Source organism: Pseudomonas sp. LBUM1653 (assembly GCF_059716115.1).
Genome location: NZ_CP166803.1, coordinates 3,230,690 through 3,256,971, shown reverse-complemented (window position 1 = coordinate 3,256,971; position 26,282 = coordinate 3,230,690). Strand labels below are relative to the sequence as shown.

At 61.7% G+C, this 26,282-nt stretch carries 19 protein-coding genes and 1 pseudogene; 5 read left to right on the top strand and 15 right to left on the bottom strand.

The window, feature by feature from the left end:
• The first annotated feature begins 116 nt into the window (after positions 1 to 116).
• Positions 117 to 1,676 carry an acetolactate synthase large subunit gene (locus ACA054_RS14610; protein WP_497690022.1) on the top strand — a complete coding sequence of 520 codons (1,560 nt, stop codon included), beginning with the start codon at positions 117 to 119 and terminating at the stop codon, positions 1,674 to 1,676.
• Positions 1,677 to 1,732: 56 nt separating this feature from the next.
• A complete protein-coding gene (locus tag ACA054_RS14605) occupies positions 1,733 to 3,061 on the top strand; it encodes an MFS transporter (RefSeq protein ID WP_497690021.1) in 1,329 nt (442 codons plus the stop codon).
• Between the two features lie 138 nt (positions 3,062 to 3,199).
• Here the strand turns inward: ACA054_RS14605 and ACA054_RS14600 are convergent, their stop codons facing one another.
• Entirely contained in the window at positions 3,200 to 4,312 is a 1,113-nt protein-coding gene (locus ACA054_RS14600) for an alpha/beta hydrolase family protein (protein WP_497690020.1), read from the bottom strand.
• A gap of 306 nt (positions 4,313 to 4,618) precedes the next feature.
• On the opposite strand from ACA054_RS14600, the gene ACA054_RS14595 reads away from it, so the two are divergent.
• On the top strand, positions 4,619 to 6,133 hold the full coding sequence (locus ACA054_RS14595; RefSeq protein WP_497690019.1) for a wax ester/triacylglycerol synthase family O-acyltransferase: 1,515 nt from the start codon (positions 4,619 to 4,621) through the stop codon (positions 6,131 to 6,133).
• Between the two features lie 164 nt (positions 6,134 to 6,297).
• Here ACA054_RS14595 and ACA054_RS14590 read toward each other — a convergent pair whose 3' ends face one another.
• From ACA054_RS14590 to ACA054_RS14565, 6 genes are all read right to left on the bottom strand, one after another.
• The gene (locus tag ACA054_RS14590) at positions 6,298 to 7,869 is read right to left on the bottom strand and encodes a class I adenylate-forming enzyme family protein (RefSeq protein WP_497690018.1); all 1,572 of its coding nucleotides are present in this window, start codon (positions 7,867 to 7,869) and stop codon (positions 6,298 to 6,300) included.
• Complete coding sequence (locus tag ACA054_RS14585) at positions 7,811 to 8,467, bottom strand: DUF2889 domain-containing protein (protein WP_497690017.1); 657 nt, start codon at positions 8,465 to 8,467, stop codon at positions 7,811 to 7,813. The genes ACA054_RS14590 and ACA054_RS14585 overlap by 59 nt, the downstream gene beginning before the upstream one ends.
• 48 nt (positions 8,468 to 8,515) lie before the next feature.
• A complete protein-coding gene (locus ACA054_RS14580) occupies positions 8,516 to 9,343 on the bottom strand; it encodes an SDR family NAD(P)-dependent oxidoreductase (protein ID WP_497639769.1) in 828 nt (275 codons plus the stop codon).
• A gap of 26 nt (positions 9,344 to 9,369) precedes the next feature.
• Positions 9,370 to 9,789, bottom strand: a complete 420-nt coding sequence (locus tag ACA054_RS14575; RefSeq protein ID WP_497690301.1) for a MaoC/PaaZ C-terminal domain-containing protein — start codon at positions 9,787 to 9,789, stop codon at positions 9,370 to 9,372.
• A 25-nt stretch (positions 9,790 to 9,814) separates the two neighbouring features.
• Complete coding sequence (locus ACA054_RS14570) at positions 9,815 to 10,255, bottom strand: MaoC family dehydratase N-terminal domain-containing protein (protein ID WP_497639768.1); 441 nt, start codon at positions 10,253 to 10,255, stop codon at positions 9,815 to 9,817.
• Positions 10,256 to 10,325: 70 nt separating this feature from the next.
• On the bottom strand, positions 10,326 to 11,513 hold the full coding sequence (locus tag ACA054_RS14565; protein ID WP_497690016.1) for a lipid-transfer protein: 1,188 nt from the start codon (positions 11,511 to 11,513) through the stop codon (positions 10,326 to 10,328).
• A 285-nt stretch (positions 11,514 to 11,798) separates the two neighbouring features.
• Here ACA054_RS14565 and ACA054_RS14560 point away from each other — a divergent pair, with 285 nt between their 5' ends.
• Together ACA054_RS14560 and ACA054_RS14555 are read left to right on the top strand one after the other, a co-directional pair.
• Positions 11,799 to 13,706, top strand: coding sequence for a DUF1302 domain-containing protein (locus tag ACA054_RS14560; protein WP_497690015.1), 1,908 nt, complete (start codon positions 11,799 to 11,801; stop codon positions 13,704 to 13,706).
• A gap of 25 nt (positions 13,707 to 13,731) precedes the next feature.
• The gene (locus ACA054_RS14555; RefSeq protein WP_497690014.1) at positions 13,732 to 15,102 is read left to right on the top strand and encodes a DUF1329 domain-containing protein; all 1,371 of its coding nucleotides are present in this window, start codon (positions 13,732 to 13,734) and stop codon (positions 15,100 to 15,102) included.
• 553 nt (positions 15,103 to 15,655) lie between these two features.
• Here the strand turns inward: ACA054_RS14555 and ACA054_RS14550 are convergent.
• From ACA054_RS14550 to ACA054_RS14515, 8 genes and pseudogenes are all read right to left on the bottom strand, one after another.
• Positions 15,656 to 16,714: an IS110 family RNA-guided transposase gene (locus tag ACA054_RS14550; RefSeq protein ID WP_497690300.1), complete on the bottom strand. Its 1,059-nt coding sequence runs from the start codon at positions 16,712 to 16,714 to the stop codon at positions 15,656 to 15,658.
• Between the two features lie 516 nt (positions 16,715 to 17,230).
• Positions 17,231 to 18,289 carry an IS110 family RNA-guided transposase gene (locus ACA054_RS14545; RefSeq protein ID WP_497690228.1) on the bottom strand — a complete coding sequence of 353 codons (1,059 nt, stop codon included), beginning with the start codon at positions 18,287 to 18,289 and terminating at the stop codon, positions 17,231 to 17,233.
• Positions 18,290 to 19,080: 791 nt separating this feature from the next.
• The gene (locus ACA054_RS14540) at positions 19,081 to 20,778 is read right to left on the bottom strand and encodes an AMP-binding protein (protein WP_497690013.1); all 1,698 of its coding nucleotides are present in this window, start codon (positions 20,776 to 20,778) and stop codon (positions 19,081 to 19,083) included.
• 81 nt (positions 20,779 to 20,859) lie between these two features.
• Positions 20,860 to 21,966 carry a thiolase C-terminal domain-containing protein gene (locus ACA054_RS14535; protein WP_497690012.1) on the bottom strand — a complete coding sequence of 369 codons (1,107 nt, stop codon included), beginning with the start codon at positions 21,964 to 21,966 and terminating at the stop codon, positions 20,860 to 20,862.
• A gap of 64 nt (positions 21,967 to 22,030) precedes the next feature.
• Complete coding sequence (locus tag ACA054_RS14530; protein WP_497690299.1) at positions 22,031 to 22,912, bottom strand: MaoC/PaaZ C-terminal domain-containing protein; 882 nt, start codon at positions 22,910 to 22,912, stop codon at positions 22,031 to 22,033.
• Positions 22,913 to 22,945: 33 nt separating this feature from the next.
• Positions 22,946 to 23,848: pseudogene (locus ACA054_RS14525) on the bottom strand (SDR family oxidoreductase); the annotation flags it as partial.
• Between the two features lie 22 nt (positions 23,849 to 23,870).
• Positions 23,871 to 25,013, bottom strand: coding sequence for an acyl-CoA dehydrogenase family protein (locus ACA054_RS14520; RefSeq protein WP_497690298.1), 1,143 nt, complete (start codon positions 25,011 to 25,013; stop codon positions 23,871 to 23,873).
• 44 nt (positions 25,014 to 25,057) lie between these two features.
• A complete protein-coding gene (locus tag ACA054_RS14515) occupies positions 25,058 to 26,203 on the bottom strand; it encodes an acyl-CoA dehydrogenase family protein (RefSeq protein WP_497690011.1) in 1,146 nt (381 codons plus the stop codon).
• Positions 26,204 to 26,282 lie beyond the last annotated feature (79 nt).

Sequence of the window (26,282 nt, the reverse complement as noted above, 5' to 3'; positions counted from 1 at the left end):
TGGTTAGGGTCAATGCATGGCCCACTGGAATCCGGAAAGGATCCCGCCCGTCCGCTCCCTATACTCGCCGTACGAACTACCTCACCTACAACAACAAGTCCAAGAGGAATAACACGATGAGCATCGGTTCCGCGCCAATCAATGGTGCTGAAAGCCTGGTACGCACGCTACTGGAAGGTGGAGTGGACACTTGCTTCGCCAATCCCGGGACCAGCGAAATGCACTTTGTTGCCGCGCTCGACCGCGTTCCCGGCATGCGCTGCGTGCTGGGCCTGTTCGAAGGCGTCGTAACCGGAGCGGCGGATGGCTATGCGCGCATCGCCGGCAAGCCTGCGGCCACGCTGCTGCATTGCGGCCCCGGCCTGGCGAACGGCCTGGCCAATCTACACAATGCGCGACGCGCGAACTCGCCGGTCATCAACATCATCGGCGACCACGCCACCCACCACCGCCAGTACGACACGCCACTGACCACCGACGTCGAAGGTTGGGCACGTCCCGTGTCGGTCTGGACGCGCACCGCCACCGAGGCCGGCGCAGTCGGTGCCGCCGCAGCGGCGGCAATCCAGGCAGCCTGTACCGCCCCGGGCGGCGTCGCCAGCCTGATCCTGCCCTCTGATGTGAGCTGGGACGCAGGAGGCCAGGTCGTCGCGGCATTGCCGGCGATACCCGCGCCACGCGTATCCCCTGATGTGCTGCTGAATGTCGCCCGCACCTTGCGTGGCGGCCGGCCTTGCCTGTTGTTGCTGGCCGGTCGCGCCCTGGCAGAGGATGCACTGGCTGATGCCCACCGGATCGCAGCGGCGACGGGTGCGCAGTTGCTGTGTACCGTGCAGAACGCGCGTATCCCCCGAGGGCGCGGTCGCTTCGAGATCGAGCGGATGCCCTACTTCGGTGACGCCGCCCGCGCCCGACTTGCCGGCATTGCCAACATCATCCTGGTCGGTGCCCCGGCCCCCGCGAACTTCTTCGCCTATCCGGGCAAGCCATCCCGGCCCTACACGGACGATACCGCCGTCCACGTGCTGGCGCGCCCGGAAGAGGACCTGGCTGACGTCCTGCGGCGCCTGGCCGAGGAACTGCAAGCGGCGCCGCTCGCACTCCCCGAGGCAGCGCCTGAAACCCAGCTCGGAAGCGGCCCGCTGAATTCCGCAGCCGTCGCCCAGTCGCTTAGTGTCCTGCTGCCGGAACATGCCATCGTGGTCGACGAGGCCGCCACCTTCGGTCATGCGTTCTATCCGGGCACCCGGCATGCAGCACCGCATGACTGGCTGCAGAACACCGGCGGCGCCATCGGTCACGGCCTGCCGATGGCCCTCGGCGCCGCGGTCGCCGCTCCCGGGCGACGGGTGATTTCCCTGCAGGCCGACGGTTCCGGCATGTATACGCCGCAGGCACTGTGGACAATGGCCCGCGAGCGACTCGACGTCACCGTGGTCATCCTCGCCAATCGCAAGTACGCCATCCTCCAGCTCGAACTGGCCAGCGTCGGCGCCACGGCCGGTGCCACCGCCATGAGCATGCTCGATCTCGGCAATCCGGATCTCGACTGGGTGCAGATCGCTACGGGTATGGGTGTAGAAGCAGCAAGGGCCGACAACATGGAGCGTTTCAACGAACTGTTCGCCATGGCCAACCTCCGACCGGGGCCGTTCCTGATCGAGCTCGTCGTGTGAAGGCCAGCAGTCACTCTCCCAATAACAACAAACGCACCACCGCGTCGGAGCGATACATGAATGACACCCTTTCACAATATCCGGACAGCGCCATCGCGCACCCTCTCACTCGACGCGTTTACGCCAAGGTGCTGTGGCGGTTGATGCCCTTCCTGATGCTGGCCTTCGTCGTCAATGCCATCGACCGGATAAACCTGTCTTTCGCCAAGCTGCGCATGGCCGAGGACATTTTACTAAGCGACGCCGCCTACGGTATCGGCGCAGGGATTTTCTACCTCGGCTATATCCTCTTCGAGATCCCCAGCAACCTGTACATGCAACGAGTCGGCGCTCGCCGCACACTGACCCGCATCATGCTGCTGTGGGGCATGGTCACCGTGGCGACGGCCTTCGTCACCACGGCCAACCAACTGATCGCCGCACGCTTCCTGCTGGGCGTGGCGGAGGCCGGGTTCTTTCCCGGGATAATCCTGTACATGACTTACTGGTTGCCGGCGTCCTTGCGCGGGCGGGTCACTGCCGGGTTGTTGATGTCGGGCATGGTGGCCGGGATCATCTGCGGACCGCTGTCCGGCGTGATCATGGCTCACCTGGGTGGCTGGCTGGGCTTCAAGGACTGGCAAGTGCTGTTCATTCTGACCGGCGCACCCACTATTCTTCTAGGTATCTTCGGCTGGTTTTGGCTGACTGACCGTCCCGAGCAGTCCAACTGGCTGACCGATGAAGAAAAGCGTCAAATCACCCAGGACATTTCCAGTGAGCCGGGCGCTGCAAGCAGTCACTTCGGCGGCGTGTTGCGCGACCCTCGAATGTACATCGCGGGACTGGTGTACTTCTGCATCTACAGCGGTTCAAACACCGTGACCTACTGGATTCCGACGCTGATCCGTGGCTTCGGCCTGGAGGACCTCAAACTGATCGGCATGCTGGCCGCCCTGCCCTTTATCGTCGCCCTGTGCGCAATGTACCTGCTGGGGCGCAGTTCCGACCGGCATATGGAACGCCGCTGGCATCTGGGGCTGACCATGCTGGTGGGTGCGAGCAGCTTTGCCCTGCTCGGCCTGGTGCACGGCAATGTGGTACTGTCGATCTTTCTCATGAGCCTGGGCTCCGCGGCTGCGCTGTCGGCCATCCCGCTGTTCTGGACGATCCCGCCAGCCCTGCTGAACAAGGCGGGAGCGGCAGGTGGCATTGCGATCATCAGCAGCCTGGGCAACTTTGCCGGCGTGCTGAGTCAGGCCGCGGTCGGGGCGATCAAGTCCGCCACCGGCAGTCTGTACCTGGCGTTCGATGTGATGGCAGTGGTGATGGTGGTCGGGGCGGTGGTTTTGCTGGTCGGGATTCCGGCTCACTGCTTGAAGGATCGACGAGATTCGGGGGCATAACCCCCCTTCCCTCGTTCAGCGTCTGAACCGGCCCCATCGCGAGCAAGCTCGCTCCCACAATGGTCCGGCGTACACCGATCAAACTGTGGGAGCGAGCTTGCTCGCGATGGGGCCAGTAGTACCAGCATCGATCCAGCGTTAGTGTCCGGAGTATCGATCCATCAATTGGCCCATGCGTGCCAGATAATCACCACGGCCCAGGTGCAGGATGTGGTTGCCCGGAAACCAGTGCAGCTCGCTGCCCGGCCAGTGCTGGTGCAGCATGCGCAGGTGTCGTGGCATGGTGACCCGGTCTCCCGCGCCGCCGATGATCAGCATGCGCTCGCCGTCCAGGCAAGGGGCATAGGTCAGCGGGTTGTGCACGGCTAACAATCCGCGCATTTCGGCCACGCCAATGCCCTGGCTACGCATCAGCCGGGAAAGCAGCAACCCCGTGGGCTGCCACTCAAGGAACACATCGACCGGGCTGACCGCAGGCACGATCGGGACGCACCAGGCCAGGCGCTCGTCAACGGCCGCCAGCAACGCCGCGGTGTATCCGCCGAGGGAAATGCCCGTCACCCCGATCTGCCGGGCACCGCCCCCCTGTAGGTAATTGATGAATACCCGCAGGTCGTGGATCGCATGCAGCGGCGCCTCGTTGAAGGCCACCAGCCCATTGCCGAACAGTCCCTGACCGCTGAACCAGTTGCCGGGTTCGGCGCGCAGGCCGTGGTGCGGATAAGTGAATAGCAGGATGTCGTAGCCGCGCCGATAGAAACTGGCCAGCGACAGGGCGTGGGCATTCAGCCAGTGCGGGTCGGCGGCGAAACCGTGGATGACGATCAGTGTCGGTCGCGGCCGGTCGCCATGGCACCAGTGCTGGGCATGGGCGCACGCGTTGCGCTGCATGGCCTCGAACTGCGCACGGGCGAATGGATTGAGCGGTTTGAACGGACTTGCGAATCGCAACTGCAGACGGCGGATGTCCTTGCCGGGCAACTCGCGCTCTGAAATAACGATATCGCGCGGCGGTGGCAGGAATACTCGCGAGGCGTCTGCGGCGCGCGCCAGCGGTTCGTAGAAGCGCAGTGCCTCGAACTCGCGCTGCAGACAGCCAGGCTTGGATAGCGTCGCCAGAGCGCTTGCCGCTACCGTAGCCGACAAAGAGGTGCGCATCACCCGCTCGATCGCGGCAGTGCCATGGATCTTCAGGCGGTGTCGGGCATCAAGTTCGGTGCCATCGGGCTGGCGCCAGAAGTCTTCGGACAAACGTTCCCACCAGGGACTGCGTCCTGCGTCACTCGCGGACTGCTCTTCACTCAACACGAAAACCCCCTCTGTGGCCGAGAGTCCTGTGCGCACCCCGGCGGCGTGCACAGTCCCCTCCGATAGCCTCCAGAATAAAGACCGCGCCGGCCATGCACGCCCCCCCATTTGCAGGGGGACGGGTCAACGGCAGATCGACGAATCTGCCATACATCGACCTTCGTCGCATTGACGGGGCCCGGACGAGCTCCTCGGTCAGCTCACGGGATTCAGCCAGTCCACATCCACCACCTAGCGAGAGCCTCAACGATGAGCAAACTGAGCGGGCAAGATGCCCTGTTCCTGAAAGTCGATCGTCCGCATGCCGCGTCGCACTGCACCATGATCTACATCTATGATCAGTCCACAGTAGAGGGCCAACGCCTCGGTTTTCGGGATATCGTTCACCATATCTCAGAGCGCCTCGACGTCTCACCGGTGTTCAAGCGCAAGATCGTCCAGGTGCCCTTCGGTCTTGGCTATCCCTATTGGGTGGAAGACGACCTGTTCGACATCGACTTCCACGTTCGCCATTTCGCGCTGCCCAAACCGGGCGACTGGCGCCAGTTCTGCATCATGGTGTCGCGCATCCATGCCCGCTCGGTGGATCTTTCCCGCGCCCCCTGGGAGATGTATGTAATCGAGGGCCTGGACAATATCGAGGGCATCCCCAAGGGCAGCTTTGCCATCCTCACCAAGACCCACCATGCCGCGATGGACGGTGCCGCCGCCGCAGAACTGACCTGGGCCTTGCACGATCTGGCCGGTGTCCAGGGCAAGCCCGTTGCCGTGGTTGATAAAAAGCCCGCGGCGGCGAGTTCGCCGCGGCGATGCGGCCCGCTGGACACGGTCAGCCGCATGCTGACCGACAACATTACGGCCTCCGCCCGCATGGCCATGCCGCTGGCCCGCGTGCTGCCCAAGCTCACCGTGGCCAGCCTGCGCAAAATGGCGCGTTCGGTACTGGGTTCCGAAGGTGGCGCACCGCGCACCCGCTTCAACAGCAACGTGACGTCCAATAGGGTCTGGGATTCGGTCACCCTGGATCTGAGTGTAGTGAAACAGATCAAGAACCTGGTGCCCGGGGCGACGGTCAACGACGCGGTCCTGGCCATGGTCGGCGGGGCGATGCGTCGCTACCTGATTGCGAAGGATGAACTACCGGAGAAGTCGTTGGTAACCCTGGCACCGGTCAACACCCGCCAGGGCAATGAATCCATCGCCGCCGGCAACACCGTGTCGATGCTCACCTTCCCCCTGCGTACGGACATCGAGGACCCAGTGGCCCGTCTGGAAGCGTTGCAAGCCGCCACTTCGCAATCCAAGGCCATCCAGAACGCGGTCGGCGCGAACGACCTGACCAATCTGCAGAAATTCGCGCCCCCGGCCACCCTGGGCCTCGCCGGCCGCCTCGCGACGCTGATGGGCATGGGCGGCAAGGGCCCGGTAGTGCTGCACAATTGCATGGTGACCAACGTCCCCGGCCCCAATGTGCCGCTCTACATGCTGGGTGCCAAGCTGGTGTACTGGTGCGGTGTTGGCCCGCTGGTCGATGGCCTGTCGTTGATCTGGAACCCCACCAGCTACTGCGGAAAAATGTTCATCTCGCTGACCAGTTCACCGAACGTCGTTCCCGACCCGGACTTCCTCGCGCAGTGCCTCAGGGATTCCTATGAGGAAATGCAGGCGGTGGCGGCACAGGCCGAGATGCCCAAGGCTGCCAAAGAAAGACGCGTCGCCCGAAAATCCACCGCGCAAAAGGTCGACGACAAGCAGGCGCTCTAGCCGCATGCACCATGCTCCCGGCCACTCTGGTCGGGGGCTCGTACACATTCCCCCTGTAGGAGCCGGCTTGCTGGCGATAGCGGTGGACCAGTCAACATATGTATCGACTGGACTGACGCAATCGCCAGCAAGCCGGCTCCAACAGGTTCGTGTGCCTGGCGTGGTCAGGAAATACGCCTGGCCTGATCCTTCCAGTACTTGTCACGCACCTGGCGGCGCAGCACTTTGCCGACCGGGCTGATCGGCAGCTCGCTGACCAGCACCAGCGACTTGGGCGCCTTGAAACGTCCCAGCCGTTGCTTGACGTGCTCGATCAACGCCTCCAGCGATGGTTGCGTGCCAACCCTCGCCACCACCTCGGCATGCACCGCCTCGCCCCATTGCGCGTGGGGGATACCGACCACAGCCGACAGCGCCACGTCCGGATGGGCATTGAGCGCCGCCTCCACCTCGACCGCATAGACATTGAAGCCACCGGTGATAATCATGTCTTTCTTGCGATCGACGATGAACAAATACCCCAGCTCGTCGATGTAACCCAGGTCACCCGACTTCCAGAAGCCATCGACGAACTCGGCGGCGGTTGCCTCAGGATTGCCGTGGTAGCCGCCGATGGTGGCCCGACTGCGCAGCCACACCTCGCCAGTGCCACCGGCGGCGACCTCTTCACCGCGCTCGTCGACGATCATCAGCTCGACACCTGGCGCCACCCGGCCCGCCGAAGCGAGCCGGCCATCCTCGCTGGCCAGCAGGTGGTCGACCTTGCCCAGCGTGGCCACCGGCTGCAGGCACTCGGTGGCACCGTAGATCTGCAGGAAGATATTGCCAAAGCGTTGTTGCAGCTGCGAGAGCCTGCTCGGGCTCATCGGTGCCGCGCCGTAGTAAACAGTTTGCAGACTGGACAAGTCATGATCGCTGGCTGCCGGCAGATCAAGCAGGCGATACAACAGGGTCGGCACCAACGAACCAACCGTGACCCGTTCGGCCTCAATGTTGCGGCACCACTGGGCGAGATCCGGGGCATTCTGGGTGAGCGTGCAACCGCCACGGAACAGCGTTGCCAACAGGCTCAATCCCGAACCGTGGCTGATCGGCGCCATGTGCAGCAAGCGGGTTCCTGCATCGAATGCCTGCTCGCTCTCGGCATAAAAGGCGTCACGGCAGGCCAGCCAGTTGTCCATGGTGTACTGCGCGCACTTGCTCTTGCCGGTGGTGCCGCCGGTGAAGCGGTAGACCAGGATGTCCTCGCGCGGATCACTCTGCGTGCCGGGATCGTGGTCACCGATGCCCTCCAGCAATTCATCGAAACCGTACAGCCCTTCGCGAGTGACGGCCGGCGGATCCATGCAGACCACAGTGATGCCAGCGGCGTGCAGCCAGTCGAAGTAACGGTCAAGCAGCAGGTTCTCCAGGAACACAACCTTGGGTCGCAGCAGCTCAATCTGGGCCATGTGCTCAACCTGCGAGTCACGGAAGTTGGTGTAAGCCACGGCCGCCTCGCCCTTGAGCGCGGTCCAGGTGTGCAGCAGCGACAGGTTGTCGTTCTCCAGGATGCACAGGTACACGTCACCACGCCTCAGCTGTAGCCGCTCGTGCATCATGTTGACGATCCGGTTGGTCAGCTGGTGCAGCCCGGTGAAGCTGTAGCGACGTTGGCGCTCGATGTTGACCAGTGCCTCATGATCGCCGTAACGAATGGCGAGCTGGGCGAACGTACGTGCGAAGTTCATCTTCATCGGAGGCCTCATTCTTGTTATGAGCCGAAGCGGCATCGCCAGGCCTCCACTCATTGACGCGGCGCGCGGCATCGCCATCGGGGTGGTAGGCATGGCAGGTGCCGATCACCCAGTGGTCAGGCATCTTGAAATCCGGATCGGCAGCGGCGCGCTGGCGCAGGCGTTTTTGCATCACGGGGGCCATGGTCTGGATGGCAGTGGTTGCCATCGGGCCAAGCATTTCGGTGAGATGGGTACAGCCCTTCAATCCGCCGACGCGCTCGGCGACCCGCTGCTTGAAACCGGCGCTGATGCGCAGCCCCACCAATGCCGCGTAGGCTCGGTTGACATGGCTGCACACGGGCGTAGGCGCCTGCTCGGAAACGGCTTTGAGCTGGCGGATTTCCATATTCTGGTCGATGGTCATGGTGATGCGCATGTAATGCAGCACACCATCGGCGGGAATCGTTCCATAAGCGAACTCAGTGTCGACGCCCTTGGTATCGAGCAGGCATCCTTCGATATCGAACAGGCCGTCATCGCGCTCATAACCGGTGCAGACCACCTTGCGGGTGTGCAGCAGGCGTCGTTTGGGGTTACCGGAAATTGGCACTGTCATGGCCATGCACTCCAGGATGGCGGAGCGCCTGAACGCCCCGCCCGGTTTTCAGACGTTGCCCAGGCCACCGCCGCAAACCAGTACCTGGCCGCTGACGTAATCCGACTCAGGGATGCAGAACAGATACACGGCGCCGGCAGCCTCTTCGGTATTACCCGGACGACCCAGCGGAATCATGCTCTTGGACTGCTCGACAATGGCTGGACTGATGCCCACCTTGATCTCGCGACCTTCGATGTTGATGAAGCGCGGATCGCCCTCCACCGGCTGGGTCTGACGGGTCTCGATATGGCCGAAGGCAACGGCGTTGACGTTGACTTTCATGCGGCCCCATTCCTTGGCCAGGCATTTGGTCATGCCCAGCACGCCAGCCTTGGCCGTGGAGTAGTTGACCTGACCGGGGTTGCCGCCAGCCGACGTCGACGCGATGTTGACCACCTTGCGATTGACCACGCGACCTTCGGCGGCCTCCTTCTTGGCCATGGCGCTGATGATCGGCTGGGCAGCGCGCAGGATGCGGAACGGTGCGGTGATGTGGCAGTCGATGATCGCGTACCACTGCTCATCGCTCATCTTCTGGATCACGTTGTCCCAGGTGTAGCCGGCGTTGTTGACGATGATGTCGATAGCGCCATAGTTGTCGACCGCTGTCTTGACGAAGCGATCGGCGAAATCGGCGGCCGTGACGCTGCCGACACAGGCGACGGCTTCACCGCCAAGGGCACGGATTTCAGCAACCACTTCTTCGGCAGGGCCAGCGTCCAGGTCATTGACCACGACGCGCGCGCCGTCGCCGGCCAGTTTCAGGGCGACACTGCGCCCGATGCCACGACCGGAACCTGTGACCAGAGCGACTTTGCCTTCGAGTTTTTTCATGGGGATATTCCTTGTTCTTGTTGGAATCAGGTGAGGGCCACGGTGGCTTCGCCGACCAGTTTCTCGTCGCCGTATTGATTGACGCAGCGGATCGCCAGGCGCACGCGCCGTTCGCCATCGACCTCGAACAGTTCGACGACCTTGCCGTGGCAGGTGGGGATGTGACCGAGTTGGGTGATGCCGGTGAATCGCACCGCCAGGCTGCGGATCTGCTGCTGCGGTACCCAGGCGGTGAGCAAGCGGCCGAGGTAGGCCACCGAGAGCATGCCGTGCGCGAAAACATCGGGTTGGCGGGATTTGCGGGCGAAGTCCAGGTCGATGTGCACCTGGTTGTGATCACCCGAGGCCCCCGCATACAACGCCAGCGTCGTGCGATTGATGGCCCGTAGAATCAGCGGTGGCAGCTCGAAGCCGATCTGCACGTTACGCAGCTGAGAGGAGTTCATGGGGGATGCATTCATGACGGGCTCCTCAGCGCTGTACGAGTGATGAGCGGATATCAGCGATGTGCTGACCTTCCTGGTTGGTGACACGGGTCTGTTGCACTACGAAGGTCAGCGCCCCGCCTTTCTTCTCGTAGACATCCACCACCCGGGTATCGAAGGTGAGCACGTCGCCGGCATAGGCCAGGCCGTGATAGTCGAAACCCTGCTCGGCATGCAGGATGCGCCCCAGGTCGAAGCCGAAAATGTCCTGGACGATATGGTCGCTGTCACGCCCTTCGGCTTCCAGGCACATCAGGAAACTGGGCGGTACCGGCAATGACCGGTGCCCCGCTTGCCTGGCGGCATTTTCATCGGTGTACACCGGGTCGGTTTCGCCGATGGCCTTGGCGAAAAAGCGCAGGCGGCCCTTTTCAACTTCGCAAGTGGTCACGCCCAATGAGCGGCCGATCAGACTCTTGTCTGGCATGTCAGGCAGTCCTGTCAGTCAGTCTTGTCAGTCAAAGAAAGGGCGCGCCCGCTACGGGCGCGCCGTGGCATCAGTTACGACCGAAGAGGGTCACGATCCCGGCGCCGCCCAGGCCCAGGTTGTGCTGCAAGGCGTGCTGGATGTTCTCTACCTGGCGCTTGTCGGCGGTGCCGCGCAGTTGATGGGTCAGCTCGTAGCATTGGGCCAGACCGGTAGCGCCCAGCGGGTGACCTTTGGACAGCAGGCCACCCGACGGGTTGATCACCACTTGACCGCCGTAGGTGTTGTCGCCGTCCATCACGAATTTTTCGGCGCCGCCTTCCGGACAGAAACCCAGGCCTTCGTAGGTCAGCAGTTCGTTGTGGGCGAAGCAGTCGTGCAGCTCGCAGATGCGGATGTCTTCAGGTCCGACGCCGGCTTTTTCGTAGACTTCATTGGAGGCCTGACGGGTCATGCCAACGCCGACGATGCTGATCAGCGACCGCGGCTCGAAGGCGTCCGGCTGGTCGGTCACCAGGGACTGGGCCAGGATGCAGACATCGGTACGCAGGCCGTGTTGCTTGGCGAAGCGTTCGGAAACCAGGATGGTTGCAGCACCGCCGCAGGTCGGCGGGCACGCCATCAGGCGGGTCATGACGCCCGGGAAAATCACCTGGTCGGCCATGACGTCTTCGGTCGTCAGCACCTTCTTGAACACCGACAACGGGTTGTTGGCGCCATGGCGGCTGGCCTTGGCGCGAATGGCGGCGAAGGTTTCCATCTTCGTGCCGTATTTCTCCATGTGCTCTTTACCCGCGCCGCCGAAGAATTTCAGGGCGTCCGGCATTTCACGGCCTTCAGGGAAGATCGCGTCGGCCACTTCATGGCCCTTGCCGTAGGTGATCGGGCGATCAAGCCAGTGGGCCTTCAGGGCACCGGGTTGCATCTGCTCGAAGCCGAAAGCCAGGGCGCAATCCACGGCGCCGCTTTCCACAGCCTGGCGTGCCAGGTAGAGCGCGGAAGAACCACTGCCGCAGTTGTTGTTGACGTTGATCACCGGAATACCGGTCAGGCCCACTTCATAAAGCGCCGACTGGCCGCTGGTGGAGTCGCCGTACACATAACCGGCGTACGCCTGCTGCACCTTGCGGTAGTCCAGGCCGGCATCCTGCAGCGCCTGGCGAATGGCTTGCGCACCCATTTCGATATAAGTACCGCTCTGGCCGGGCTTGGCAAACGGGATCATGCCGACGCCGGCAACAATTACTTTCTGGGACATCACTTTCTCCAAGGTCAGTTATCAAGGCCTGTGCTGCACGCTTAAGCCTCTGGCGAGCGCAGCAAACCGTCGAACGATGGTTACGTACACCGCACGCCCTCATACCCCCTCCGGTGGAGGGGGCTTCACGGCCATGCACAAGGCAATCGGGGGGCGCGACAAATGGAGGGGGATCCCCCCCCACTGGAGGGGGAAGGGCGAAGGGCGCCGGCGTTAGCGTTACGTGGCGGTACACCAGAACAACAAGATCAGAGGGGTAACCAACACGTGACTTTCGAAAGACATATGAGCTCCCAACGCCTGCGGTCCTCTACCCGTACACAAATCGTATTGCGCCCTCACCTGCTGGCCCTCGCCGTGGGCCTTGGGACATGCGCCAGTGCCAACGCCATCGACTTCCAGATCGGCGAAATCGAAGGTCAGTTCGATTCGTCCCTTTCCGTCGGTTCCAGCTGGGCCGTACGCGGGCCGGACCCCAAATTCATCAACGCCGCCAACACCCTTGGCCTGCGCGGTGAATCGGCCACTCGTACGGCGGATGACAACCGGCAGAACTTCAAGAAGGGCGAAACCTTCTCGAAGATCTTCAAGGGCGTGCATGACCTTGAACTGAAGTACGGCGACAGCGGCGTCTTCGTGCGCGGCAAGTATTGGTATGACTTCGAACTGAAGGACGAACATCGCCTGTTCTACGACATCGACGACAGTGGTCGTGAGGATCTGGCCAAGTCTTCCGGCGCCGAATTCCTCGACGCCTTCATCTATCACAACTACAACCTGGGTGATCTGCCGGGCAACGTGCGCCTGGGTAAACAGGTGGTGAGCTGGGGCGAGAGCACCTTCATCGGCAACTCGATCAACAGCATCAACCCCGTCGACGTCGCCGCCCTGCGTCGCCCCGGCGCCGAAGTGAAGGAAGGCCTGATCCCGGTCAACATGCTCTACGTGTCCCAGGGGCTGGCGGAGAACCTCACCGTCGAGGGCTTCTATCAGCTCGAATGGGCCAATTCAGTGGTCGATAACTGCGGCACCTTCTTCGGTTCCGACCCCCTGCCCCAAGGCTGCAACGATCGCCTGGTATTCGCCGGTCCCGACCTCGCCCCAGGCGAAGCCAGAAACACCGCGACCGCCGCGCAGATTCTTGGCGGGCGCGTGGTAGACGACGTCTACATGCCGCGCGTCAAGGACAACGATCCGCGCGACAGCGGCCAATACGGCATCGCCTTGCGCTGGTTCGCCCCCGCCCTGCACGACACCGAGTTCGGCTTCTATGCCATGAACTACCACAGCCGCAACCCTTACCTGAGCTTCAAGCAAACCACCGTCGCGCCGATCACGGCTGCCCAGGTGGGCGCCCTGCCCCCCGCTGCACGGGCAATTGGCGTGGCCCAGAACCAGTTCGACCGGGTACGTGCCGCGCGGTACTTCGTCGATTATCCGGAGGACATCCGCCTTTACGGGCTGAGCTTCCAGACCACGCTGGGCGAGACCTCTGTGGGTGGCGAGCTGAGCTACCGCCCCAACATGCCGCTGCAAATCAACACCGCCGACCTGAACCTGGCAGCGATTCAATCCACCGATACCAACTTCAGTACCCAGACCTCACCGGTCTTTACCTCCGGCGAAACCGCGCAAGCCCTGGGCGGTGACCTGCCTGGCTACAAACGGATGCCGGTGATGCAGGCGCAGGTGACGGCCACGCAGTTCTTCGATCAGGTGCTGGGTGCCAGCCGCCTGACCCTGGTAGGCGAAGTCGGCTACAACCGCATCAATGGCCTGGGCTCGGCGGATGGCACCGATGTGCGTTTCGGCCGTAGCCCGGTGTTTGGCGCCGGTGAATTCCCCGGTACCCAGAATGCGAGCGTCTGCGCCACCGCGACCAACCCGCAAAAGGAGTGCAACAGCCACGGCTTCTACACCACCGATTCCTGGGGTTATCGGATGCGCGCCAAGCTGGACTACACCAACGTCATCGTCGGCATCAACCTCTCGCCAAACCTGGCCTGGTCCCATGACGTGGACGGATGGGGCCCGAACTTTGAGGAAGGTGCCAAAGCCGTCAGCGTCGGCGTGGATGCCGACTACCTCTCCACCTACACCGCAAGCCTGAGTTACACGGACTTCTTTGGCGGCCAATTCAATACCACCACCGACCGGGACTTCGTCTCGCTCAGCTTCGGCGTCAACTTCTGAGCCGCAACAGACAGAGGGTACATCCATGAAAGCAAGCAAGATCATCACCTGCGCAGGCCTGGCGCTCTCCCTGCTGGCCACCGGCGTCATGGCCGCCGTCAGCGAACAGGAAGCGGCCCAACTCGGCACGACCCTGACGCCACTTGGCGCGCAGAAAGAAGGCAACGCCGACAAAAGCATTCCCGCTTGGGACGGCGGCCTCAAGGCCGGCGCGGCACCGGTGGACGCCAAGGGTTTCCTCGGTGACCCGTTCAAGAACGAAAAGCCGCTGTTCACCATCACGGCGGCCAATGCCCAGCAGTACAAGGACAAGCTGACACCCGGCCAGCTCGCCATGTTCCAGCGCTATCCCGAGACTTACAAGATCCCGGTCTATCCAAGTCACCGTACCGCTGCGGCACCCGTGGGCATCTACGCTGCCGCGAAGAAAAGCGCGGTCAATGTGCAGACGGTCAACGAAGGCACTGGGCTGAGCAATTTTTCCGACTCGCGTTACTACGCCTTCCCGATCCCCAAGAATGGCGTCGAGGTTTACTGGAACTACGTGACCCGTTTCCGCGGTGAGAACGTCGAGCGCTGGGCGGTCCAGGCTGTGCCGCAGGTCAATGGCGACTACACCATCGTCGAGACCCACGACCAGAACAGCTTCCCGCAGTACATGGATGGCGTCGACCTGCAGGCCGAGAAGAACATCCTCTACTACTACATCTTCGCCGTTGACGCGCCCGCGCGCCTGGCTGGCACCGTATCGATGGCCCATGAAACCATCGACCAGGTCACCGAGCCGCGCAAGGCCTGGGCCTACAACGCCGGTCAACGCCGTGTTCGCCGCGCGCCACAGCTGGCCTACGATGCTCCTGGCCTGGCGTCGGACGGCATGCGTACTTCCGACAACGCCGACATGATGAACGGCTCCCCGGATCGCTATGACTGGAAGCTGGTCGGCAAGAAGGAGGTGTACATTCCCTACAACAACTACAAGCTGCAGTCGCCAAGCGTGAAGTACGCGGACATCATCAAGCCTGGTCATATCAACCAGGACCTGACCCGCTACGAGTTGCATCGGGTATGGCACGTGCAGGCGACATTGAAAGCCGGTCAACGGCACATCTACGCCAAGCGTGACATGTACTTTGATGAAGACACCTGGACCCTGGCCGAGGTGGACCATTACGACGGTCGCGGCCAGCTCTGGCGTGTGGGTGAAAACTACACCTACAGCAACTACGAGAAAGGCCTGAATGCACCCGCCGCGCAAGGGTTCTACGACCTCCTCGCCGGACGCTACATCGTCGCGGGGATGAGCAACGAGGCCAAATCGGCACCGCAATACGGTGCCCGCACCAAACTGGCAGACTTCACGCCTGCCGCGTTGCGTAACGCGGGTATTCGCTGACCTAAGGAAACAGTGGTTAAAGAGACGCCCCGCCTGCGGGGCGTTTTGCGTTTGGCACGCTGGAAGGCATGTAGACCTGTGGGAGCGAGCTTGCTCGCGATGGGGCCGGCACATCCAACATCACTGGCGATTGACACTCCGCCATCGCGAGCAAGCTCGCTCCCACAAGGGATTTGTGGCCGTACACAGATTTTGTGTCCGCTGCAGATTCACTGTGGGAGCGAGCTTGCTCGCGATGGGGCCGGCACATCCAACATCACAGGCGATTGACACTCCGCCATCGCTGGCAAGCCAGCTCCTATGTATGGACTCGCCCCCACTGTCTACCCGCTTTTGAAAAACTGTCGCCCCGTTGCATCTATGTATTAGGCCTATTCGTGGAAGCCGTCTTCGGCCTCTGGCCAAAATTGGAAGAGCTCGTGGTATGCCGATTACAGTCAGGCCTCGAAGGCCAGTAGGAGCTTAGGCATCAATCCACGCCGGTCTTACCTGGGGTCAATTTTTTTCAGCAAAGGGTCAGACAGTCAGTACCTCGGTGGCAGAACTCTGTCGCTCAGTGGCTCATCGTCGCTTGCTGACCATCACCAGCATGGCGACGATAAGACTGGTCATTCTGTAGAAGCACCCAGACGATTCGCAGGTTGCGGTTGGCTAGCCTGATCGCAGCCTCCTTACGGCCCAGTCGGCTCATCCACCGCAACAAGCGGCGGTCATCGGGTTGCTGGGAATCAGGTCGTAGTTGTTGCAGCACCGCATGGGCTCCCTGGATCATCAGGCTGCGTAAATAAACATCACCTCGCTTGGTCATGTCCCCCAGCCGGACCGTCTGCCCGCTACTGTGCTGGTCAGGTACCATGCCAAAGTACGCGGCAAACTTGCGGGCATTGGGAAATCGCTCAGGCTTGCTTTCCTTGGCCACCAGTGCCGTGGCAGTGACTGGGCCGATGCCGCGCACAGTCATCAGTCGCTTCGCCGTCATGTCGGCGTTGGCGGCCACTTCCAGGCGTCCCGTCAGCACGCTGATGCGCTCGCCCAAATGGCGCCACTCGGCCAACAGTTCGTGGATCAGTTCACGCAGCAGGCCCGGCACCGGCTGGGTGGCATCTTCCAGTACCCGCGGAATTTTCTGACTGATCGCAACATCGCCCTGCGCCAAGGCCACGCCGTGCTCGAGCAGCAGGCCGCGCATCTGATTGCTTACCGCTGTGCGTCGACGCACATAGCCCTGACGGGCGCGATGCAGGGCTTGCATTGCCAGCGCCGCAACGCTTTTGACCGGTACCGCGCAGATTTTTTCATCGCGACCCGCCCGCAGAATCGCCAGCGCATCGTTGCGATCATTTTTAGGCCCGCTGCGGTGTGTGGCCACCAAACCGGCTGGAAGAATCCGCGCCAGATTGCCTTTGTCTTGCAGCTGCCGGGCCCAGGCTTGAGCACCCGGACCGGTCTCCATCAAAATCACGACATGAGGCGGCAACTGCTGGAGAAACTCATAAAACGCCTCACGCGACTTGATCCGCTGCTCGTAGCGCACTTGGTCAAGGACATCTTCACCGGCGACCTGAAAGACCTGCTTGGCCAGATCGACCGCCAAAGTTGTGCAGGCCGACAAATCGGAAGAAGACAGGGATTGATCAATCGAACTATGATTTTTCATGGACTCGCCCTCGCTGTCGTTGGCTGTTTAGACTGCCATCGTGGCGCATTGACGCCTCGGCTGGGGCGAGTCCATCCAATTACAGGGTGATTTGTGGCCTTACACAGATTTTGTGCCTGCTGCAGATTCACTGTGGGAGCGAGCTTGCTCGCGATGGGGCCGGCACATCCAACATCACTGGCGATTGACACTCCGCCATCGCTGGCAAGCCAGCTCCTATGTATGGACTCGCCCCCACTGTCTACCCGCTTTTGAAAAACTGTCGCCCCGTTGCATCTATGTATTAGGCCTATTCGTGGAAGCCGTCTTCGGCCTCTGGCCAAAATTGGAAGAGCTCGTGGTATGCCGATTACAGTCAGGCCTCGAAGGCCAGTAGGAGCTTAGGCATCAATCCACGCCGGTCTTACCTGGGGTCAATTTTTTTCAGCAAAGGGTCAGACAGTCAGTACCTCGGTGGCAGAACTCTGTCGCTCAGTGGCTCATCGTCGCTTGCTGACCATCACCAGCATGGCGACGATAAGACTGGTCATTCTGTAGAAGCACCCAGACGATTCGCAGGTTGCGGTTGGCTAGCCTGATCGCAGCCTCCTTACGGCCCAGTCGGCTCATCCACCGCAACAAGCGGCGGTCATCGGGTTGCTGGGAATCAGGTCGTAGTTGTTGCAGCACCGCATGGGCTCCCTGGATCATCAGGCTGCGTAAATAAACATCACCTCGCTTGGTCATGTCCCCCAGCCGGACCGTCTGCCCGCTACTGTGCTGGTCAGGTACCATGCCAAAGTACGCGGCAAACTTGCGGGCATTGGGAAATCGCTCAGGCTTGCTTTCCTTGGCCACCAGTGCCGTGGCAGTGACTGGGCCGATGCCCCGCACAGTCATCAGTCGCTTCGCCGTCATGTCGGCGTTGGCGGCCACTTCCAGGCGTCCCGTCAGCACGCTGATGCGCTCGCCCAAATGGCGCCACTCGGCCAACAGTTCGTGGATCAGTTCACGCAGCAGGCCCGGCACCGGCTGGGTGGCATCTTCCAGTACCCGCGGAATTTTCTGACTGATCGCAACATCGCCCTGCGCCAAGGCCACGCCGTGCTCGAGCAGCAGGCCGCGCATCTGATTGCTTACCGCTGTGCGTCGACGCACATAGCCCTGACGGGCGCGATGCAGCGCTTGCATTGCCAGCGCCGCAACGCTTTTGACCGGTACCGCGCAGATTTTTTCATCGCGACCCGCCCGCAGAATCGCCAGCGCATCGTTGCGATCATTTTTAGGCCCGCTGCGGTGTGTGGCCACCAAACCGGCTGGAAGAATCCGCGCCAGATTGCCTTTGTCTTGCAGCTGCCGGGCCCAGGCTTGAGCACCCGGACCGGTCTCCATCAAAATCACGACATGAGGCGGCAACTGCTGGAGAAACTCATAAAACGCCTCACGCGACTTGATCCGCTGCTCGTAGCGCACTTGGCCAAGGACATCTTCACCGGCGACCTGAAAGACCTGCTTGGCCAGATCGACCGCCAAAGTTGTGCAGGCCGACAAATCGGAAGAAGACAGGGATTGATCAATCGAACTATGATTTTTCATGGACTCGCCCTCGCTGTCGTTGGCTGTTTAGACTGCCATCGTGGCGCATTGACGCCTCGGCTGGGGCGAGTCCATCCAATTACAGGGTGATTTGTGGCCTTACACAGATTTTGTGCCTGCTGCAGATTCACTGTGGGAGCGAGCTTGCTCGCGATGGGGCCGGCACATCCAACATCACTGGCGATTGACACTCCGCCATCGCTGGCAAGCCAGCTCCTACAGGGTGATTTGTGGCCGTACGCAGATTTTGTGTCCGCTGCAGAGTCACTGTGGGAGCGAGCTTGCTCGCGATTAGGCCGGCACATCCAACATCACTGGTGACTGACACTCCGCCATCGCTGGCAAGCTCGCTCCCACAAGGGATTTGTGGCCTTACACAGATTTTGTGTCTGCTGCAGATTCACTGTGGGAGCAAGCTTGCTCGCGATGAGGCCGGCACATCCAACATCACTGGTGACTGACACTCCGCCATCGCTGGCAAGCCAGCTCCTACAGGGGATTTGTGGCCGTACGCAGATTTTGTGTCCGCTGCAGATTCACTGTGGGAGCAAGCTTGCTTGCGATGAGGCCGGCACATCCAACATCACTTGTGACTGACACTCCGCCATCGCTGGCAAGCCAGCTCCTACATGGGATTTGTGGCAGTACGCAGATTTTGTGTCTGCTGCAGATTCACTGCCCCCCAGACTCGCCAACTAAAAAAAAGCCGACCCCAAAGGTCGGCTCAGTTACAGCGGTGTAAAGCCCTACTCGAAAACAACCTTGCAGCGACTCGCGCCCCACGCTTCGATCTGGCCCTGATAGCGGTCCTCGATCAGACTGCGGCGGATCTTCAGGGTCGGTGTCAGCAGCGCATTGGTGACGGTCCAGGGTTCAGCGACAACCACCAGGCACCCCAGTTGCTCATGCGACTCGAACTGGGCATTGACCTCGGCCAGGAAAACCTCAAGCTCAGTGGCAACCTTGTCGCGGCCCTCGGCGGTGGCGAGTGCGGCGCGGGTATCGGGTGAAACGTTGAGCAAGGCCAGCGGTTGCGCCAGGCCAACGCCGGTGACGCAGGACGCCTCGACACGCGGATGATTGCCCAACCTGGCTTCGATCGGCACAGGCGCGACGTACTTGCCCTTGGCGGTCTTGAACAACTCCTTGACCCGCCCGGTGATACGCAAGCGCCCCTGCTCGTCCAGCTCGCCACGGTCACCGGTGCAGAACAGGCCATCGGCGGTGTAGCTCTCGGCGGTCAGATCGGGTCGCTTGTAATAACCCAGCATCTGCGCCGGGCTTTTCACCAGAATTTCGTTGTTGTCGCCGATACGGCATTCGACACCCGGAATCGCCGCGCCAACGTAGCCGACACGCACCTGGCCCGGCAGGCTGAAGTGCGAGGTGCCGAAGTTCTCCGACATGCCATAGCCTTCCAGCAGTTCAAGACCCAGCTCGCGGTACCACTCCATCACCTTCACCGGCAAAGGCGCGGAACCGGACAGGCCGGTATGCACCTGGTCAAGCCCCAGGGCCGAGAGGATCTGCGCCTTCATCAGCTTGCCTTCCACCGGATCGGCGAACACGGCGGCCTGTTTGGCAGGATCGATCCGTTCGTTGATGCCCTGATAGAACTTGCCCCACAACCGCGGCATGGACAGGAAGATCGTTGGACGCGCGCGGCGCAGGTCGTCGCTGAAGGTTTCCAGCCCCAGGTTGAAGAACACCCGGCAGCCGCTATACAGCGACACCGCTTCCACCACCGCTCGCTCGGCGGTATGGGCCAGAGGCAGGTAGGAAAGCAAGCGGTCACTGCTGCTGGTGCCCTGGCCGTTGGCGTACATGCAGCCGGTCACCGCCGGCGCCCTGAACATGGCACCGAAGCTGTGCATCACGCCCTTGGGATCGCCGGTGCTGCCCGAGGTGTAGATGATAGTGGCGAGTTCTTCTGGCGCCGGTTCGACCACCGCTTGCAGTGGCGCGGTACGAGCGATGATCTGATCCCAGGACTCACCCTTGCCGCAGCCGGACATAGGCAAATCGATCAACGGCATGTCGGGCGGAATCGAGGCACAAACAGCGTTCCAGCCCACCGCGTCGCCTTCAAGACGACCGACGAAAAGCAGGCGTATTTCCGCATGCTCCAGCACGTAGCGCACCGTGTCGCTATTGGCAGTCGTGTACAGCGGGACGCTGACGTGGCCGGCCATCCAGATCGCCAGGTCGGCGATGATCCAGTGGGCAGTGTTCTTGCCGTAGATGCCAATGGAGGATTTCGCGGGCAAGGCCAGGCTCTGCAGGTGAGCGGCCATGCGCCGCGCCTGGTCGCCCACTTCACGCCAGCTGAAGTCTTGCACGCTGCCATCGGGCAAGGGCTGAGTCAGGTAAATTGAATCTGGCGTGCTGTGCTCCCAGTGAAGGAAGCGATGCAACAGTGTCGGGTGCTTATTGTTGTTGTTCATTGCAGATCCTGCATTTGAGGGAGGTGTTCCACCCATTGAAATTATTCTGTTCGGGGCCCGTCGCGACGTTCGCTGCAGAACTCAATCGCGCTGAAAAAGGGTCGTCGTCACCGTGCCGTCGTTACCTGTCTGATGCTGCAGGGCCAGTTGCGCATCGGCGACCTGGCGTCGGCCGGCACTCCCACGCAGCTGGTGCACAAGCTCTATACATTGCGCCAGAGCGCTCGCCGCCGAGGCTTGACCCAATGTCAGCAGGCCACCGGAAGGATTGATGACCAGGTTGCCGCCGTAGGTATTGTCGCCGTCTTCGACCAGTTTCTCACCGTTGCCCTCCTGACAGAAACCCAGCGCCTCATAAAGTAATAACTCGCTGACGGTGCTGACGTCGTGCAGTTCGCAGACGGCAATTTCCTGTGGTCCCCTGCCCGCTTGTTCATACAGTTCCCGGGCGGCGGCGACGTTGACGTCATAGTTGACGCCAGCGAAGGTTGCCCCCTGTTCGAGACCGTTCACTTGCTGCGGGGATACACAGGCCTGGGCAGCAACTTGAACGACCGCGCCGTTGCAGTGGCGCCGGGCAAATTCACTGGAGCACAGCAAAACCGCTGCTACACCCGAGCTGGCCCAGGCAAACTGCGGATGGCTGAGCGGATCGGCGATCATCTCGGCCTGCAACACCTGATCCATCGTCAGCACGTTTTTGAACGCTACCAGCGGATTGAGCGCGGCATGCTGGCGCGCCTTGACGGCGATCATGGCGAAGGTCTCCCGTCGAGCCAGGTAGCGCGTCATGTACTCCCGCGCCGTGGCGCCGAGAGGCTCGAACCCGAGGGTTGACGCTGGCATGACAGGCGCACCCTGAATGCCCAGCACCAGAATACTTTCCGACTGCCCCAGGGTGATGGCCTGGCAAGCGCGTGCTAACAAGGCACTGCCATCAGCGCTGCTCTCCGGAAAGTGACAGAGCGGTACATGCGCAAGCCCCACGGGTTGCAGAGCACGCTGCAAGGTCGCGCCATCCATCGTGCCCGTAACGGCATAGACCGCCGCAATGTTGCCCGCGGACAAGCCGGCGTCGGTGAGCGCCTGTCGTATCGTAGTGCCGATCAACAATGGGGGATCGGGACCCAGCGCGGCTGGACTGAAGGGCGACATACCTACGCCAATCACATTGACGCAACGTTGCATCGTGCTCTCCTGAAATAGAAAAACTGCCGCTTCCCGTTCATGGAAGCGGCAGGTGGCCAGGCAATCAGGCCGGTACGGACTCGAACAATTCGACCGCGCCATTTTTCAACACAACGATGTCTCGCTCGACCGCACGCATCTCGACGATGATGCGCGTCGGCGATTCACGCCACATACGGGTTTCCAGGGTATCGCCGGGCATCACGATGGACGCGAAGCGCGCGCGCACGCTCTTGAACAGACGCGAATCGTTGCCGCAGAACGCCTTGATCACATGGCGACCGAGGTAGCCGAAGGTGCACAGACCATGCAGGAACGGTTTCTCGTAGCCGGCCTTGGCGGCGTAGTCCGGATCGACGTGCATCGGGTTCCAGTCACCGCACAGGCGATACAGCAGCGCCTGGTTGACTTCAGTCTTGTCAGCCAGCACCGCATCGGGCTCACGTTCCGGCGCGACGTTGATCTCTTCGCTGGCCACACGTTGCAGGCCTGCACCCGACACGCCAGGGTAGAAGCCCGTCACTTCGTTGTAGAACAGCGGCGTGCCGTGTTCGTCGGTGGTCTCGATGGCCAGGATGGTCACGGTGCTCTTGCCTTTGTCGATTGCCGACTTCAAGCGCATGGTGTGCTTGAGCTTGGCTTTAGGCGGCAATGGGCGATACATCACGGTGTACTGTTCGCCATGCAGGCCTTTGGCAAACGGCACATTGAGGCCTTCCAGCTGTGGCTCGCCGGACTTGGCGGCACGCAGGAACACTTCGGTCGCCGGCAACACGGCCATGGTCGGCAGAACACGGAACTCGTCGCCGAGGAACTCGTTCACGTACTTCAATTCATCGCGGTCCAGCGGGTCCTTGGCAGCGCCAACGGCCAGTGCATAGAGCGCGGCGTCGTTCTGGTCGTATTCGGTTTCCAGATGGGAGACGGCGTTGGCTGCCACTTCCATATCAATGAAGGCGTTGCCACCCTTGGCGGGCGACTCCATGCGTGCAAACAGCTCTTTGAGGCCGTCGGCGCCATCGGTGTGATGAACGCTGTGCTCATCGAATTGAGTGATGCGCGACCAGTTATCGCGAACCAGTTCCGGGCTCAGGGTATTGGTGTGCAGGAACCGGCCGTGGGAACGCTCCCAACGGTATTTCGCGTGGAAGCCACCACCGACTTCGAACAGGCCGCCAGTGTCTGCGCATTCCTCGCTGCACAGCCAACCCACCAGCGGCGCGCAGTCCTCGACTTTGATTTTGTCGTGCAGCTCCTGGGGGAACAGACCGCTGGCGATCACCATGCGTGAAGCGGCGACCGGGGCAATGGTGTTGACCCGGATGTTCTTGCTCGCGCCTTCAATGGCCAGCGAGTTGGCGAAACCGATCAGGCCGGACTTGGCAGTGGAATAGTTGCACTGGCCGAAGTTGCCGAAGATGCCAGCGCCGGATGCGGTCATGACGATGCGGCCGTAGCCCTTGTCGCGCATGATCGGCCACACGGCGTGGGTCAGGCGGAAGGCGCCCTTGACGTGAACTTCCTGGATCAGGTCCCACTGTTCTTCGGTCATCTTGTGGAACGAACTGTCGCGCAAGACCCCGGCGTTGTTGATGAGGATGTCGACCGTGCCGAACACCTCAAGCGCGGTGGCGACGATTTTCTCGCCCTCGGTCACCGAGTTGTAGTCGGCAACAGCTTCACCACCCATGGCGCGAATTTCCGCGACCACGGCATCGGCTGCGGAACTTGAAGTGCCCAGGCCTTCGGTACTCACGCCCAGGTCATTGACCACGACCTTGGCACCCCGGGAACCCAGCAACAAGGCGTGGGCGCGTCCCAGGCCGTTGCCGGCGCCGGTGACGATGGCAACTTTGCCGTCAAAGCGAATTTCTTGAGACACGTTTGCTCTCCTATGATCGCGCTCACAACGTGCGAGCGATGATTTCCTTCATGATTTCGTTGGTACCGCCCCAGATCCGGTTGCCACGGGTATCGAGGTACAACCTGGCGATCGGGTATTCGGTCATGTAGCCATTGCCGCCATGCAATTGCAGGCACGCATCGACCACGCGGCTGCTGAGCTCCGCGGTCCAGTACTTGGCCACGGCGGCCGCTTCGGCCGTCAGTTCGCCGCGCAGCAGCAAGGCCAAGCAGCTGTCGACCCATGAACGGCCGATCTGAATTTCGGTCTTGAGTTGCGCCAGGGTGAATCGCGAGTTCTGGAAGTCCAGCACCGGCTTGCCGAAGACGATGCGCGTGCGGGTGTATTCAATGGTGTGATCCAGCGCCGCCTCGGCCTGGCACTGAAACCCGACGGCGCCGATGATCCGTTCCCACGCCAGGTCATGCATGAGCTGATAGAAGCCCTGCCCTTGCACGCCACCGAGCACGTTCTCGGCCGGTACGCGGCAGTCGTCGAAGAACAACATGCTGGTGTCCTGGGCATGCAGGCCGATTTTTTCCAGCGGCTGCGAACGGCTGAAGCCTTCGCGTTCTTTTTCGACGATGATCAGCGAGATGTCATGGGCGCCCTTGCCGCTGTCGCCGGTCTTGCACACCACCAGCGCCAGATCGCAGGACGCACCATTGGAAATGAACGTCTTGGAACCGTTGATGATCAACTCGTCACCTTCGGCCCTGGCGCGAGTGCGCACCGCTTGCAGGTCCGAACCGGTATTGGGTTCGGTCATGGCGATGGCGCCCACGGCCTCACCTGCGATCATTTTCGGCAACCAGGCCTGCTTCTGCGCCTCGGTGCCGTAATTGAGGATGTAATTAGCCACCAGGCCGTGTACGCCGAAGCCGATCAGGCCCGAGGCGCCGGCATGCATGAATTCCTCGGAAAAAACCACGTCGAAAAGGCGATCGGCACCGGGCCCGCCATATTCCTCTGGCATCGAAGGCAGCAGCATTCCCATCTCGCCGGCCTTGCGCCAGACGTCACGCGGTACGCATTTGTCTTTCTCCCACTGGGCGTGGAACGGGTTGACTTCCTCCTCCATGAAGCGGCGGCAGGCGCGTCGAAACTCATCGTGTTCAGTGCTGAACAAGGAACGGGGTATCAGGTATTCCATGGGCATTTCTCTTTATCCTGAGTCTGCAACCGGGATCAGAGCGTGCGCCCGACCAGATCTTTCATGATGTCGTTGGCGCCGCCGGCAATACGCAGGACGCGGTGATCGAGGTAGTGGCGCGCAACCGGGTACTCGAGCATGTAGCCGTTGCCGCCATGCAGCTGGACGCATTCGTCCACGACTTTGGTGTAGAGGTCCGAGCACCACAATTTGGCCGAGGCTGCCGCTTCGGGGCTGAGCGTGCGGGCCAGGGATTGCTCCATGCAGCGGTCGACATAGTTCTGCGACACCGCTAATTGCATCTTCAGGTCGGCCAATTTGAAGCGGGTGTTCTGGAAGGCGAAGATCGGTTTGCCGAAGACGTTGCGGCCCTTGGTGTACTCGAGCGTGCTTTCGAGCACAGCCTCGGCGCCGGCGACGCTGCTGATGGCGATGGATAGCCGCTCCCAGGCCAATTCCTTCATCAACTGGATGAAGCCCTGTCCGGCCACGCCCCCCAGCAGGTTTTCCTTCGGCACCCGAACGTTGTCGAAGAACAACATGGTGGTGTCCTGGGCGTGCAGCCCGACTTTGCGCAATGGCTGCGACCGGCTGAAACCTGCGCGGTCGGCTTCGACCAGGATCAGCGAGATGTCCTGGGCGCCCTTGCCGGTATTACCGGTCTTGGCCACCACGACCACCAGGTCGCAATTGGTACCGTTGGAGATGAACGTCTTGGAGCCGTTGATGACGTATTCATCGCCTTCAAGCACGGCGCGGGTCTTGACCGCCTGCAGGTCGGAGCCGGTATCAGGCTCGGTCATCGCTACTGCGCCGATGGCCTCGCCTGCCGCCATCTTTGGCAGCCAGGTCTGCTTTTGCTGTTCGCTGCCGAAATTCACCAGGTAGCCGGCGACAATGTCATGCACGCCGAAACCGATCAGCCCCGATGCCTGGCCCGCCCGGTAGATTTCCTCGGTGGCGATCATCGAGAAACGTCGATCCAGCCCCAGCCCGCCGTAGGCTTCGGGGGTGGTGGCATTGAGCATGCCCAACGCGCCGGCCCTCTCCCAGATAGACCGCGGGACCCGATGGTCGGCTTCCCACTGTTCGAGGCAGGGAGCACATTCCTGAGCCAGGAAGCGCCGCACGCTGCTGCGAAACTCCTCGTGCTCATGGTCAAACAGGCTACGGGGGATCATGGGTGGTTCTCTCCTTCGGTCGTCGGTCGGCCACCTTTGAAGGGGCTCTGGATCGATCATAGGAGGAGGTTTCGCAGAT

Excerpts from the sequence above, each read along its gene's own strand:
- ACA054_RS14610 (WP_497690022.1), top strand. The coding sequence starts at position 117 with ATGAGCATCGGTTCCGCGCCAATCAATGGTGCTGAAAGCCTGGTACGC.
- ACA054_RS14605 (WP_497690021.1), top strand. The coding sequence starts at position 1,733 with ATGAATGACACCCTTTCACAATATCCGGACAGCGCCATCGCGCACCCT.
- ACA054_RS14595 (WP_497690019.1), top strand. The coding sequence starts at position 4,619 with ATGAGCAAACTGAGCGGGCAAGATGCCCTGTTCCTGAAAGTCGATCGT.
- ACA054_RS14590 (WP_497690018.1), bottom strand. The coding sequence starts at position 7,869 with ATGAAGATGAACTTCGCACGTACGTTCGCCCAGCTCGCCATTCGTTAC.
- ACA054_RS14585 (WP_497690017.1), bottom strand. The coding sequence starts at position 8,467 with ATGACAGTGCCAATTTCCGGTAACCCCAAACGACGCCTGCTGCACACC.
- ACA054_RS14580 (WP_497639769.1), bottom strand. The coding sequence starts at position 9,343 with ATGAAAAAACTCGAAGGCAAAGTCGCTCTGGTCACAGGTTCCGGTCGT.
- ACA054_RS14575 (WP_497690301.1), bottom strand. The coding sequence starts at position 9,789 with ATGAACTCCTCTCAGCTGCGTAACGTGCAGATCGGCTTCGAGCTGCCA.
- ACA054_RS14570 (WP_497639768.1), bottom strand. The coding sequence starts at position 10,255 with ATGCCAGACAAGAGTCTGATCGGCCGCTCATTGGGCGTGACCACTTGC.
- ACA054_RS14565 (WP_497690016.1), bottom strand. The coding sequence starts at position 11,513 with ATGTCCCAGAAAGTAATTGTTGCCGGCGTCGGCATGATCCCGTTTGCC.
- ACA054_RS14560 (WP_497690015.1), top strand. The coding sequence starts at position 11,799 with ATGAGCTCCCAACGCCTGCGGTCCTCTACCCGTACACAAATCGTATTG.
- ACA054_RS14555 (WP_497690014.1), top strand. The coding sequence starts at position 13,732 with ATGAAAGCAAGCAAGATCATCACCTGCGCAGGCCTGGCGCTCTCCCTG.
- ACA054_RS14540 (WP_497690013.1), bottom strand. The coding sequence starts at position 20,778 with ATGAACAACAACAATAAGCACCCGACACTGTTGCATCGCTTCCTTCAC.
- ACA054_RS14535 (WP_497690012.1), bottom strand. The coding sequence starts at position 21,966 with ATGCAACGTTGCGTCAATGTGATTGGCGTAGGTATGTCGCCCTTCAGT.
- ACA054_RS14530 (WP_497690299.1), bottom strand. The coding sequence starts at position 22,912 with ATGGAAGTGGCAGCCAACGCCGTCTCCCATCTGGAAACCGAATACGAC.
- ACA054_RS14515 (WP_497690011.1), bottom strand. The coding sequence starts at position 26,203 with ATGATCCCCCGTAGCCTGTTTGACCATGAGCACGAGGAGTTTCGCAGC.